1 protein-coding gene (only partly in view) is annotated in these 15,866 nt (G+C 64.2%); it reads left to right on the top strand.

Features of this window, described 5'->3' with window-relative positions:
- Positions 1-297 precede the first annotated feature (297 nt).
- Positions 298-15,866, top strand: partial view of a matrixin family metalloprotease gene (locus ACZ7GB_RS02620; protein ID WP_472157567.1) — the beginning only. It continues 23,731 nt past the right edge of the window; the window shows 15,569 of its 39,300 coding nt (coding positions 1-15,569); it begins with the start codon at positions 298-300; its stop codon lies beyond the right edge, outside the window.

Raw genomic sequence — 15,866 nt, 5'->3', positions numbered from 1 at the left:
TGCGGCGATTCGCCTCGCCTTGGACGCAATTGTTTTCGTAACGTCAAGAACGCCCTGTGGATAAGTTTCATTGTTGACGCTAAGTAAGGATATTAAGTCGCTGAAATATATATGTTTCATATGATTTCGGCGCCCTGTGGATACTATTTTCGTTGCAATATTGCTGCGTGAGTTCAGCCTAAAGGGGAGCAAAATTTCGTCAGATGGCGGAACCGCGTTCATATCGCAACTTGGGGAGGGAGCTTGCCGATATCGGTGAGCTTCAGGCGCGTCTTGTCTTTATTTGGCTTGACCAGTGTGACGAAATTCCTGCGTCGGACCCGCTCCGACGTGCAGGATGCTGTCGGTCTGGCCAATGACACCGCCCTCCACGAAGCCGATAACACCCTTCACCGCGAGGAAAATTACCGCATCGAGGCTCTCGAGCCGCGGCTTTTGCTCTCGGCGGACCCGATTTCGGGAGAACTGGCCCGGATGGCAGCCAATGCGCAGCCATTGGACCTTCTCGAAGACCTCATCGTGCTTGTTCAGACGGCTTTCGACCAGAATGTGCGGGGCGAGACGGGGGCTGATGAAGGGGCTTCGGACACCGGTTCGAACAGTGTGGACTGGCCGGAAGACTGGGGGAATCCTGCCGCTGCAACGCAAGCCGTCGCTCCGCAGGACGTGCAGGAAGAGGGGCAGCCAACGCCCTTCGAAGCGTTCCTTGCCCAGTTCGATATTCAAGAAAATCAGGGCATCGAAGGGCTGCGCGAGCTGCTCGGTGCGATGCTGTCGCAGCTACGTGGAAGCTTTGGCGCGGGACAAGACCCCGCAAGCAGCTCCGTGGCCGATCTGACCGGAAATGAGCCTACTGGCCCCCCGGCCGCAACCACTAATGCACTGACGAATAACGAAAATACGCAAAACTCCAACAATGGGGCGGTTCTCGCTGCGCTCCAGGACCTGTACCAAAAAATCAGTGAAACCCTTGGTCTTGGCGAAATTTTCAACGCTGGTCCGTGGGGCCCGCAAGCCGATTACCTCCATTTCGCCGGCACCGCCCCGACGGGCTCGAGCGCCGCGGATCTCACCGAGGAAGAGCTTGCCCCGGTCTTCGAGGAAGCGCTCGCTCAGTGGGCGGCCCGGACCGATGACGCGGCGATCCTGTCGCAGCTCACCATCTCGATCACCGATCTCGAGGACGGCGCGCTTGCCCGGATCACCGGCACGCATATCGAAGTCGATGCCGACGCGGCAGGGGCCGGTTGGTTCACCGGTCTCGATACGAGCGAGCCAATCGATGGCGTCGATCTGCTGACGGTCCTCACCCACGAGATCGGCCATGCGCTCGGTTACGACCACGACGCCGATCTGGCCGTGATGGGGGAGAGCCTCGGCACGGGTGAACGGATCGCGCTTCCCGAACTTCAACTCGCAACCTCGGACCCGGTCGATGGCGCGCTCCAACTGTCCGACGCGTTCACCGCGCCGGTCATCACGCCCGGTGCCGGGTTCGCCGAGAACCTCCGCGCGCTGTTCGCCGGTCTGGCCTCGGCACTCGGCATCCAGATCCCGTTTGCGGAGGAGAGCGGACAGTCGCTTCGACTCGATCCCGCGGCGGCTGGCACAGGCACCGCCGATCTCACCGAGGCACAGGTCGCCCCGATCTTCGACGAAGCCCTCGCTCAATGGGCCAGTCGCGCCGACGCGGCGATCCTGTCGCAACTCACCTTCACCATCACCGATCTCGAGGACGGCGCACTCGCCCGGATCACCGGCACGCTGATCGAGATCGACGCTGACGCCGCCGGGGCCGGTTGGTTCATCGACGCGACGCCGGGCGACAGCACCGAGTTCGATCTGCTCGCAGGAGATCGTCTGGTGGCGACCGACGGTGCAGCCTCCGAGGGCGTCGACCTCTACACCGTCCTGCTCCACGAGATCGGCCACGCGCTCGGCCTCGACCATGACGCGGACGCAGCGGTGATGGGCGCGACGCTCGGCACCGGCGAGCGCATCGGTCTTCCCGACGCGGCCCCGAGCCTCGGCGCTCCGGTGGCCGGCGCGATCTCGGAAGCGGGTGGCGCGCTCGACGGCACCGCCGACAGCAACCTCACCTACACCGTGAACCTCGACGGCACCGTCACCGTCAACGGCACGACCTATGGCACGCCCGGCGCCCCGATCACCTCGATCGCGGCAGGGACCGGCCTCAGCGACACGATCGAGGGCCCGGACGCCGCGACGGTCTGGACGATCACCGGCATCGACGAAGGGTCGCTGAGCTGGAATGGCCTCACCATCACCTTCACCGGGGTCGAGCGTCTCGAAGGTGGCACCGAGGCGGATGCCTTCGCGATCGACGGGCCGGGCTTCGTGACCTCGGGCTTCGCGGGCAATGCCGGTTTGATGGAAATCTCGGTCGGCGATTTCGTGAGCCTCGCGACCAGTGACGGCGTCGGCTCGCCGCTGGGCTACACCACCGACACCGGCCTCGACGGTGTGCTCTACGAAGTGGGCACCGGCACGACCACCGCCGTCACCGCCGGGTTCGACGTCACCACCATCTCGCTCACCAGCGGCTCGTTCTTCGCGGGCAGCGGTGCGAACGGCTACTTCACCCTCGGTCAGCCCAGCAGCTCGGTCGGCTTCGCGGTCGACAACCTGAGCTTCTCGATCACGATGATCCGCGAGACTGCGACGGACCGTCAGTGGGTCATCGCCAATGGCGCGGTCGATGCGCTGGGTCTCGTGAACGTCGACAACGTGACCGCGACGCTGTCCAACGGCACGCTGGAGCTGGTGACCTCGCAACTGACCGACCCGAACGATGCGCTGAGCGCCAAGCTCGTCGTCTCCGAGATCGACAGCGTGGCGACAGGCGCGACCGCACCGCTGGCCAAAGTCTCGGGCGATGTGACGCTGGCCATCGGCGGCGAGGTTCTGATCGCGGGCGGGTTCAGCTTCACCAAAACTATCGTCAGCGGCCTGACCGGCGCGACCGACACGATCGGCGATCTGATGGTCTTCGGCTTCGACGCGGTCAAATTCTTCGCGGGCACCGGCGCGGTCTTCGATACGAGCGGCCCGGTCACCGTCGACACCACTAACGCCTTCGGCTTCTCGGTCACCGGCTTCACCGGCACCTTCGCGGTGCTAAGCTCGGGCGGCACCACCTATACCGGAATCGACTTCTCCTTCGCCAACGCGACCCCGGTCGGCATCACCGGGCTGACCGCCGAGGTCAGCAATGTCGCGGTGCAGGTCAACACGGCCTCGGGCGTCGCTACCCCGCTGAATTGGGACCAAGGCGGGCTGAGCGAAGCCGGGCTGACGCTGAACGGTGCGCTCACGAAGGTCGAGGCCACCGCGACGCTGATCGTGAATGACGCGGTCTATGTCAGCGGCACCTTCGCGCTCGAAAGCTCCGCCAAGACCGGCGTGACGTTCAATGGTGCTTCGGAGGATGGCGATTACTTCACCCTCTCGATCATCGGCGGGCGTCTCTTCGCGGGCGTCGGCGCCGAGGTCTCGGGCGGCAGCTACGACCTGACCAATGCGACCGGCTTCGAGATCCCGAGCCTCAATCTGACGCTGGCCATGTTCACCGTGACCTCGGCTGGGGCAAACCTCGGCCAGAAGGTCACCGCGCTGGAACTCTCGACCGCCGCCACGCTGCACGGGATCACCGATGTGACCGCGACGGTCGATGCGCTCGACGTGACCTATGCGAGCATGGGTTTCGACTGGAGCCAGGTGGGCGGGCCGAGCTTCAGCTTCGACAGCACTTTCACGGGCTTCACCATCGATGTGCGCGCGGTCTTCACGATCAAGAGCACCGTTCTGCTGGCGGGCGATATCTCGATCACGGTGACAAAGCAGACCATTGCGGCGGCGGATAATCCGCTTGGCTCCGATCTGACCGACGCGCAGGTGATGACCTTCGCGCTGGCGGATGGCTACATCTTCGTGGGAAGCGGCGGCAGCTTCACCACCGATGGGAATGGCAAGGTCAACGGGCTGACCCGCGATGGCGACAGCAAACTGGTCGGGACCGGCTTCGGCGCGGAAGGGGTGCTGTTCGAATTCGCCTCGGTGAAGAATGTCGATGGAACGACCGGCGCCGTGCTGAACGCCTGGAACGCGATCAAGCTCTATGTCGGCACCGTCGAGGTCGCGGGTATTCCGGGCTTCACCCTCGCGGTCAGCGATTTTGTGGTCGAGGTGAACGCCGCCGATGCGATGGTCGCGGTGAACCCGACCGTGATGACCTGGAAGGGGCTCGATCTGGGCACGACGCTCGCGCTGACCGATGCCACGAACGGCTTCGACAATACCGAGCGTTTCTTCATCGGCGCGACCATCGACGAGCTGAACATCTCGGATACCGTGCTGCTGACCGGCAGCTTCTCGGTCGAGAAGACGGCGGGCACTTCGGTCGGCGGCGTCACGGGCGATCTGCTCTACATCACGCTCACCGATCTGAGCCTCTTTGCGGGGGCGGGCGCCACGATCGGCGCAAGCGGGATCGATACGACGAACGCCATCGGCTTCTCGGCGGCGGGCGGCAATTTCTACATCGGCATCCTGACCACCAGCGACCCGATCCCGGTCAGCTATACCGGCGTATCGGGGAGCCTCGAGAGCCTCGGTCTGGTGAATGTCGAAGGCGTGACGCTGAACCTTGCGAGCCTCAAAGTGCTCTACAACTCGGTCAGCGACACCACCCTCTCCAATCTCGACTGGTCGAGCCTGACCGGCCTCGAAGAGGTGATCGACACAGTGAGCCTCGCGGTGTCGGGCAAGCTGACGCTGGCGGTGGGCGATTTCGTCTATCTGCGCGCGGGCTTCGGGCTGAAGGCGATCGACGTGACGGCGCAGGCGGGCAGCACCGAGACGCTCGATCTCGTCGATATCACCACGGGCACGCTGACCTTTGTGACGCTCAGCGATGTTGAGTTCTTCGCGGGCACCGGCGCTTCGACCACCACGGATGAGGCGACCGGCACGACCACGCTGAACCTCTTGGGCGATGCGGCGGGTCTTTATGCGAATGGTGGCAATCTCGCGCTCGGCCTGCTGACCGATACGACGACCGGCGTGAAATATACCGGGGTGATCGGCTCGCTGAGCGCGCTTGAGGCCAAGGGCATCGACGCGGTCCAGATCAAGCTGTCGGGCATGGCGCTGGCCTCGAACTCGACCACCGCGCTGACCGGCCCGCGTCTCGACTGGTCGACCGTGAACGATACCGACGTGACCACGGCGCTTGGCGATCTGGGCCCGGGTGATCAGCTGGCGGTGTCCGGCACGCTGTCCGTCGAGATTTCCGAGACGGTCTTCGCGCTGGCGACCTTCAACTTCTCGGCCTCGACCGAGACGATCGACGACACCATCCAGCCGGCGATCACCGATGCGCAGGTCACGCGGCTGACCCTGACAAATGTGAACTTCTTCGCCGGTGTCGGCGGTGCCTTCGATGATGCGAATGCGCCCACCGCGATTGCCGATCAGGGCACGGGCTTCCTCGCGTCGGGCGGCACGCTCGAACTGATCGTCGTGAAAGAGAAACTCGGCACCGCCACACCTCACAGCTGGAGCGCGCTGTCGCTTTCGGTCGATTACGTCGGGATGCGCGGCCTGCCCACCGAGTTCGCGCTCGGGGTCACCGGTCTCTACTTCCGCATGAACACGGCCTCGATGGGCGCGACCAAGCTGGACTGGTCGGCCATTGTCGATCCGGCCGGGAACCCCGGTATCGCGCAGATCAACGCCGATACCGGCATCGCCTTCGGCGGCACGCTCGATCTGGCGCTCGACGGCTTCGTGCTGGTCTATGGCACGGTCGAAGGCTCGATCTCGACCGCGGATATCAATGACGGCGTGATCGCCTTGACCGCCGCCGATATCACCAGCTTCAAGATCACCGGTGCGCAGATCTTCGTTGGTGCTGGCGGCGCGTTCGACCGCGACGCGACCACGAACGAGGTGACCGGGCTTCTCGATCAGGGCACCGGCATCTATGCTTCGATGGGTCTGGACGACGCGCTCGAATTCGCGCAGGTGACCCGCCTCGGCGTGCTGACCGATAATGCGGCGACGAACGACAACGATCCGGCTACGCAATGGGACAACGAGACCGTCACCATCGGCTGGACCGCACTGCGCGTCACCGTCGCGAGCCTTGGCCTGCGCGGGATCGACGCCTTCCAGATCGCGCTGGCCGATCTCGCGGTCGACGGGAATTTCGCAGCCATCGACGGCACCTTCCTGAACTGGGCCTCGCTGGGCGCGGTCACCGGGCTCGACACGCTGAGCCTCGCCGACGCGACCGACGGCCTGACCCGCGACGACGGCTTCTCGGTCTCCGGCACCGTGTCGGAACTGAACGTGGCGGGCGTGATCGTCGCCTCGGGCAAGTTCGGCATCAAGAGCTTCGCGAGCGACATCATCGTGCCCTCGGGCGTGACGACCGAGACCGTGCTGGGTGCGAATATCCTAATCTTCACTCTGTCGGATCTGAACCTCTTCGCGGGTGTCGGCGGTGCGCTTCTGGGCGACGGCACGATCGACCCCGATCAGGGCACCGGCTTCGTGGCCGAGAACGCCTCGCTGCAACTGGTGCTGGTGAAGGAAGATCCGCTGAGCGTGACGCTTCCGGCAGTGCCGCGCAGCTGGACCGCCGTTGCGCTCGACGTAGCCACGGTGCGCCTGCAGGGTCTGCCCAACACGGTCACCGTGCAGGGCCTCGACCTCTATTTCGGCTTCAACGGCCCTGATGCGGTGAATGGCGAGCGGATCGACTGGGCCACTACCGGCGTGACCGAGATCGGCAATCTTGCCTCTGTCGATCTCTTCGACGTCACCGAGATGAGCGCGAGCTTCAACATCGCCTTCGGCGGCTATGTCGAGTTCACCGTCGACGGCTTCGTCACCGTCGCGGGCACCATGGCGGGTCAGATCCGGACCGAGACGCTCGACGACGGCAACGGCCTGATCGTAGACGGCGCTTCGGTGATGACCTTCGCGCTGACCGGCGGTTATTTCTTCGCGGGGCAGGGCGGCGTGTTCACCCGCACCGATGGCAAGATCACGGATGTCAGCACCACCGAGGGCACCGGGATCTATGCGAACAACGTGGGCATCGAATTCGCCTCGGTCACCCAGACCGCCGACAACCCGCTGACGACAGGTGTGGTCGAGACCCGCACGGTCAAAAGTTGGTCGGCAATCCTCGTGACATCGCAAAGCGTCGGCGTGACCGGCCTTACGGGCTTCACGCTGCGGATATCGGACGTCGCGGTCGAGGCCAACTTCGGCTACACCGACCCGCTGAACGCGGCCAACAACTCGGTGATGAACTGGAAGGGCCTCGATCTGGGCCTGACGATCACCGACGACACGGATGGCTATGACGCGACCGCGATCCTGTCGGTGACCGGCACCGTGTCGGAGCTGAACGTGGCGGGCGTCGTGATCGCGACGGGTACCTTCTCGATCAAGAGCCTGCTCGCCGATGTGGCGGTCGCCACCGCAATCGACGCCGATGGCACGCTGAGCGGGGCGAAGGTTCTGATCTTCACCCTGAGCGATCTGAACTTCTTCGCCGGTGTCGACGGTGTGCTCAAGAACGACGGCACGATCGATCCCGATCAGGGTATGGGCTTCGTGGCGCAGGGCGGCTCGATCGAGCTGGTGATGGTGTCGGAAGACCCCTCCACCGTGACCTCGCCAGCCGTGGCCCGGAGCTGGATGGCCCTGTCGCTGCGCGTCGATCAGCTGGGTCTGCAGGGCCTGCCGCTGACCGCGACGGTGAAGGATCTCTACTTCGCGATGAACGGCGCGGATGCGGACGGTAACAAGCTCGACTGGGGCGCGACCAACGTCGATCAGATCAACGCGCTGGCCGATATCACCAATCTCGACGCCGGCTTCGGCATCGAATTTGGCGCCTATGTCGAATTGCAGATCGAAGGGGCGATCCTGCTGGCGGGCGGTCTGTCGGGTGTGATCCGCGATCTCACCGTCGACGATCCGCAGGGTGGCACGATCAGCGCCAAGGCCTTCTCCTTCTCGATCGACGGCGCCTATGTCTTCGTGGGCGCGGGCGGGGAATTCACCTATGACGAATTCGACCGGGTCGACGCCGTCGCCAATGCGGGCACGGGCTTCGCGGCCGAAGGGCTCGCCTTCGACCTGATCTCAGTGACCGAGGTGGTCGATCTGGTCGCAAACCCGAGCGCCGTCGCGCGCAGCTGGACCGCGATGTCCGCCCATGCCGACACGATCTCGCCGCGCGGGCTGCCGCAGGGGCTGGAGCTGACGGTGAACTCGCTCGACTTCACGCTGAACGGGCGCGACGCGACCAATAGCGACCAACTCGACTGGGCGCCGATCATTCAGGATCTGGGCGTCGATGCGGTCGCTCCCGAAGCCGGCACGGATCTGGTGATCTCGGGCGGTCTGGATCTGGATATCTTCGGCTTCGTCACCGGCTCGGCCACCTTCGACATCGTGATGCGCAACCAGATCGAGGCAGAGCTGGACAGCACCAATGCGGGCCTCGAAGACGCGAGCCTCATGCTGATCGGCCTGCATGTCGAGAACCTATTCGTCGGCCAACCGGGCGGTGTGGGCCTGTCGGTGGCTTCCGCCGATATCGCGCTCGCGCTGATCAAGGCGACCCCGCCCGCAAACAGCACGCTGCCCTTGACCACCACGCCCTCGGCGACGGCGGTGCTGGGCAATATCCAAGGCGGCACGCTCGCCGGTCTGCCCGAGGGGATGGAACTGACGGTCAATGCCTTCTCGCTCGACTACTACGCGACGAAGCCCGCCGGGAACGACACCACGACCTTCTTCAACTGGAATTCGATCGATCTGGACGGCACGCCCGCGCAGGGCGATCCCGCGAACGATCCGGCGGGTCCGGTCTCCTTCACCTATGGTCCGAATGACGAGGTGGTCACGTTCGATGCCAGTGCCGACCGCACGCAGGTCGTGGGCTACCTGACGCTCAACGCCTTCGGCTTCGTCGATGTGGGCGCGAAGTTCACGCTCTCGCAGGATGTCGTCGATGTGGACGTGAACCACGACGGCACCTTCGACATCGCGACCGACATGAACGATGCGGTGCTGACCCGGATCAGCCTGAGCATCGATCCCGCCGACGAGGCCGCGAATGGCGGCGACGCCCCGGCGGATTACGAGGCCAAGTTCTTCATTGGCATCCCGGACGGCCCCGGTATCACCATCGCGAGCGCCGATATCCTGCTCGCCTCGATCAAGGCGGCCAATCCGCTCACCGATACCCGCGCCTTCACTGCGCTCAAGGCCGATATCGCCTCGGCGTCGCTGACCGGGGTTGATCTGGTGGATATCACCCTCGACACGCTGTCGCTCGAGATGAACAAGGCCAATGATGCGACCGGCGCGATCGACGTGCTCGATTGGGGGCAGTCGATCAATCTTCTCTCGACCGAATGGAGCGACGGCCTGACCATGCTCAGCGGCCAGGATCTGCTCGCTGCGACGAATGGCAATGACGTCGACCCGGCCACCACTGATACGGTCCTCGACATGAACCAGTCGGGCTTCTCGCTCTTCGCGGGTGCCACGATCGTCATCGAAAACTTCGTCCATATCGAAGGCCAGATCACGCTGACCAAGACCGACAAGGTCGCAGCCCGTATGGTCGGCTCGACCACCTCCTTCGAGGCTTCGGTTCTGTCGATCGGCATCTCGGATGCAGTGGTCTTCGCCGGGGTCGGCACGCCGACGATCACGAATGGCGAGGTCGATGCCACCTCCGACGCGACGGGCGTGGCGCTCTCGCTGCAGCGCATGGGCCTACATATCGTCAAGGAAATGCCGCTCGACCCGGCGAACCCGACCGCGACCCCGCTCAAGAGCTGGATGGTCGTGAAGGCGACGGGCGGGGCCTCGCTGATCGGCGTCGACAATGTCACGGTCGATGGCTCGCTTACGCTGATCATGAACCGCGGCGGCAACGAGACGACGCCCTACAACACGCTCGACTTCACCTATGGCGGGGTGGGCGGCACCTGGGACATCACGGTCGGCGCAGAGACGATCACCTTCGACGAACTGACCGTGGCGACGCTGGAAGTGTCGGGCTCGCTGACCATCGGCTTCGACTCCTATGTGTTCATCCAGGGCGAGTTCGCCTTCACCCAGTCGAGCGAGATTTATTCCGCCCTCGTCGCGGGCACGAGCACGAGCCGCAATCTCAAGGCGGTGACGGTCGGCGCGCAGCATGTGAACATCTTCGTCGGCACCGGCTACGACCTGACCAAGGGCTTCGACGATCAGGGCGATGCGGTCGGCCTGAAGATCACGGACGCCTATCTCGCGCTCGCCATGTTCAAGACGGTCGACGCGAATGGCGTGGCGCTGGCCGCGACCGATCCGGCGGCAGCCTCTTACATGGCGCTGAAAGCCGGTGGCACGGTCGAGCTGGTGGGCATCGACGGGGTCACCCTCTCGGGCTACGGGCTCGAGGTCGAGCTGAACCAGGGCAAACTCCTGAGCACGCAGGCCAAGGAAGCGCTGAACCTTGCGAGCTTCGATGGTGGCGGCTTCGACGTGAAGGTCAGCGACACCGATACCGTTACGCTGGATGCCAATGGCGCGATCCTCGCGGCCTCCGGCTTCGTGGTGCTGGGCTTCGAGGATTACGTCTTCCTCGCGGGTCAGGTGGCCTTCCAGAAGGGCGCGACTCTGACCGTCGGCACCGCGCCGAACCAGAAGACCTTCGCCGCGACCGAAATCTCGGGCGATGGCATCAGCGCCTTCGTCGGCACCGGCGGGCCGTATTTCGAGGTCGATACCTCGGGCGCGACCCCGGTCGTGCAGCCGATGGCCGATACCTCGGGTGCGCAGGGTCTGGTCCTGACGAACTTCTCCTTCCGTCTCGCCATGCTGAGCCAGGTCGATCCCAATGGCGTCGCGGTGGTGGGCGGCGAGAAATACACCGCGCTCTATGCGTCGATCGAAGAGGTTGCGCTTGCCGGTATTCCGGGCGTCGCGATCAGCGCGAGCGGCGTCGAGCTCAAGCTGAACCAAGGCAAGTCGGGCACCGCGGGAGCGGGCGCCCAGACGATCCTCACGGGCTTCGACTTTACGGAGGTGACGGGCCTCGACCCCGGTGCCACGACCTTTGCAGATATGACCCCGCTTCAGGCGTTCTACAGCCTTGGCTATGCGGGCACTTTCCTTTCGGTCTCGGCTTATGGAGATCCGGTGGGAACGGGGATCGAGCTTCTCGTGAACCTCTCGGGCGATACGCCCACCAGCGCAGACGATGCCGACTTTGCCTTCTCCGGCGATCTGTCCTTCGAAAAGACCACCAGCGCGACGGGCGCGGTCTACTCGAAAATCTCGCTGACCGACATCACCCTGACATTCGGCGATTATGAATTCACCGGCGACGCGCTGCTCTATCTGATGCCGCAGGGCATGGCGGGCAGCTTCTCGGTTACGCTTCCCGATATCGCGTTCGACGACGGCACCAACGCCTATCAGATCGGCAATGGCACCACGGCGACGCTCGAGATCAACACCTCAATCCAGGCGGTCTATGTCGAGTTCGCGAATGGCGACATCCTCGATCTGCCGCGCGGCCAGTTCCTGCGGGTCGAAGTCGAGAACGCCGCCTTCTATGTCGACTTCAACGCGATCGATAACGACAATGACGGCACGATCGACGTGGGCAACGCACCCGAGATCAGCCTGAGCGGCACGCTGATGTTCTCGCAGCTGACGACCGGGATTGCGCCGAACCAGTCCAAGCGCATGACCATTGCCTTCACCGGGGTCACGGGCGGCTATACGGACTCGAATGGCGACGGCTTCACCATCGAAGACGCGAAGGGCGTGATCCTGATCTATTCGGGCTCGGCGACGCTGTCGCAGAACGGCATCGCCGCGCAGATCGAGGCGAGCGCGCAAGGTTCGGGCGCAGGCTTCGAGGTCTCGGCGAGCGCAATCATCCGCATCAACACCACTTCGCGCACCGATATCTACGAAGAGGTCGATGTGGGCGACGCGACCTACATTCTCGACTTCCAGGGGCAGGCCAATGTGAACCAGATCGCGCTGGCCGAGGTGAAGCTGAGCTACGAGCCCTACTTCACCATCGAAGGCAGCCTGAGCGACATTCTCCCGGCGGAACTGCCGGCGGGTGCCACAAGCGGCAAGATGGGCCGCAATATCTCGATCTTCCTCGGCGATGCGGGCGATCCCAACGATCCGAGCGACGATATCGGCCTGCTGATCTCGAACACCACGATCGCGATCTTCGAATTCGGAACCTCCGCCAACCGCAAATTCGCGGTCTATGCGAAGGGCGAGGTTCAGGCGCTGGGCATTCCGGGGCTCAATATCTCGGGCACGGTCGAAGTGTGGCTCAACACCTCGGGCACCGCTTTCTCGACCACCGTGACCGGCTTCCCGCTGCTCGAAGGCGGCACCTCGGCGACCCCGGTCGCGATCACCTTCGCCGCCCCGCAGATGGAGCGCGTGAAAGGCTCGGTCGAGATCAGCTTCGGCGTGGCCGAGACCGGCGATCTGCTGGTGATCAGCTCCAACGACGTTCTGTTCAACAAGACGCCCGATGGCCGGATCTCGGTGGATGCGCCCGAGACCTCGATCACGGTGACGCCGCCGGGCGCCGACAGCTTCGGCATCGAAGGCGCGGCCCAGTTCAGCTTCGGCGGCGCGACCGGCTTCCAGCTGACCGATATGCGGGTGACGGGCTACACGCTCTTTGGCGAGACCGTCTCGGTGACGCCGACGACGAACCTGCGCCCGCTGACCGCCGATATTGCCTCGCCGCTCAATGGCCAGATTATCAATCTCGACGGCTTCACCTATATCGACGTCACCTTCTACAACACCAACCGTCTCGATGCGGATGCCTACCCGGCCTATCCGCTGGGCATCGACCCGGACTCGATCACCGATATCGATCCGGAATTCACCATCACCGCGCGCTATGGCGACACGACGGCGGCGATCACCGTCGATGGGGCAGGGGTGCTGGTCGAAGGCACGGCGCGTCCGACCTATCGCTACCAGATCACCACGCCTGTGAGCCTGTCCGCGAACACCACCTATGAGGTGCAGTTCCTCGCCAATTCCTGGCGCGATGCGGCCGGCGCGCAAAGTGCCGCCGAATACGAACGCTTCACGATCCGCAAGACGCCGGTTCAGAATGCGCCTGCCGCGAACCCGGCGACCGATCCGCAGGATTTGACCACGATCACCGCCGCACCCTCGATCGAGCTGGCCTCGCCCTTCAATGGCGCGGTGATCGACAAGTCGATGCTGAACTCGAAGGGCTATATCGACGTCACCTTCGTGCTGCCCAATGGCGAGATCCTCGATGGAAGCTCGATCAACGGTGACGAGATCCGCTTCGTGCGCACGGGCGGCGCGTCGAACGTCAATCTGCTGACGAACACCAACGGCACCTACACGGTCGAGAAGATCGGCAAGACCACCTATCGCTATTACGTCTTCGCCGAGCCGCCCGCCGCGACCGCCACCGGCACGGGTGTGGTCGGCACGCCGACTTCGACCTCGACCTCGCAGGCGAACCCGGCCTTCAACGTGGGCGATGTGCAGGTCGAGTTCATCACCGGCACCTGGAAATACACCGATCGCGGCACTGATCTGAACAGCACCGCCGACGACGTCGTCTACTGGTTCGGCGGCGAGAACGGCTCGGTCGCGTCGCCTGTTAAGACCACCGCCTATGTGCAGATCTTCAAGGTGCAGGAACTGCCGGCGGCCGAGGCTGCGACCCCGATCAAGGTCGGTCCGGTCTCGATCCTCGCGCCGAAGGTTGGCCTCGCGAAGCTCGGCTTCAAGGACGGTCTGCTGGTCCTGACGATCTCGGTCGGAGCGGAAAGCGCTTCGCTCGCCTTCGGCGGCACCGCGACCCAGAATGCCGACGGTACTCAGACCAATAGCGGTGGCACTCAGATCACCCTGACCAACCTGCTGGTGAAGTTCGATATCGGCATCGACGTGATGGGCGTCGTCACCGGCGAGCCGGACGGCCCGGTCGTCTCGCTCACCGGCAAATGGTCGATCACCGCCGACAAGCTGACGGGCTCGATCCCCGATGTGGTCCTCTTCGAGGCCGACCGCATCAAGGTCGAATACGATCCCTCTTGGACGGCGCCCGAAACCCCGGTCGCGGGCACGCCGGAAGGCGCGGGTCAGGAGATCATCAAGATCGACACCATCAAGGTCACCTTCCCGAAATTCGGCATTGCGGGCCAGATCACGACCTTTGAGGGCGTGCGCGGTCTCACGATCTACGACAACGGCTTCCGCATCGGGCGCGGCGAGATCATCTATTCGGGCACCGGTGCGGGCTCGGGCACCGGCACGGGCGCGGTCCAGCGCACCGACGGCGCGACCGGCAAGATCAAGTTCGGCTCGATCCTCGAATTCGACGACCTGCGCATCGGCGTCACCGACTTCTCGCTGATCTTCGGTCAGGACGTGACCTTCGACGGCACGATCTATGTCGGCTCTGGCGGGGCGACCTTCGCGCCGGGCAAGGCGATCAACGCCAAGGTCACCGACCGCGTCTCGGGCGAGGACGTGAACGACACGCTCGCTCTGAAGGCCGGCCTGACCTTCACCGATGGCGTGGTCGACGGCTTCATCTTCGAGCTCGACACGTTCGAGATCAACATCGGCTCGGTCCTCAAGCTGAAGGGTGTGGGCCTGTCGCTCGATACCGGGGCAGCCGATGACGAGGAGCTGATCAGCTTCGTCTCGATCGGCGCGGAACTGAAGATCGGCTCGCTGAACCTCTCGGGCGAGGCGCGCCAGTTCGCCTTCCTCGGCGACGGCACTTTCGTCACCAAGCAGGGCTTCGGCGTCTTCATCGGCGTGGGTGGGGCCTCGGGCGCGAACTTCAAATGGCCGAGCTGGCTGCCGATCAAGATCACCGAGATCGGCGTGCAATGGCCCGACATTCAGGCCGACCCGAGCGATTTCGTCCTCACCTTGTCGGCGTCGATCACCGGGCTGCAGGGCTATGACGGGCTGACCTTCGAGGGCACGGTCGAGGGCATCCGCATCGATGTGGGCCTGCTGCTGGAAGGCAAGTTCCCGATCATCGGCATCGACTCGATCGGCGTGAAAATCGGCGGCAACGCCTTCGGCGGCGAGATCGAGGGCGCGCTGATCGGCGGCATCATTCGGATCGGCGAGGGCAATCAGGTACTCTCCACCTTCGACCTTACGAGCCCGGTGAAAGACCGCGTCTTCTTCATCGGCGTCGAGGCGGGCTTCTCCTTCTCGGGTCTGGGCGGCTTCACCATCCGCTTCGCACTGTCGGAACTGGGACCGCTCGGCGTGCTGGTCTCGGGCTCGGTGCCGGGCGGTATCCTGCTCGAGCCGAATTCGGGTCTCGCGATCAACGACTTCACCGGCGGCGTGGACTTCTTCAAGTCGCTGCCCGACATCACCGATCCCGACGAGCTCAACGGCCCCGATTTCGCGCTGCCGCTGAACGTGTCGATCGACGACTGGCTGAACTCGGTGCAGCAGCAGGTCGTGAACCAGTATATCGCGATCCAGAACGGCTCGGCGGCGGGCGGCGGGTTCGCGGCGGCCTTCACCTCGCCGATGATCATCACCGGCTCGGCCAAGCTATATTCGATCTACACCTCGCAGGCCGTGTTCAACGGTCAGGTCACGATCAAGATCTCGACCGACGGCAAGATCCTCGTGATCGGCCAGCTCAACTTCGCAGCCGATAACCTGTCGCTCTCGGCGCGGCTCTACGCGAACCTGTCGAAGATCGCGTCCGGCGAGGCGACGATCCTTCTGCTGGTGAA

Source organism: Thioclava sp. PTB-PU3-1 (assembly GCF_055666785.1).
Note: the sequence above shows the minus strand (reverse complement) of the source record. Positions and strands in the feature narration are given on the sequence as shown.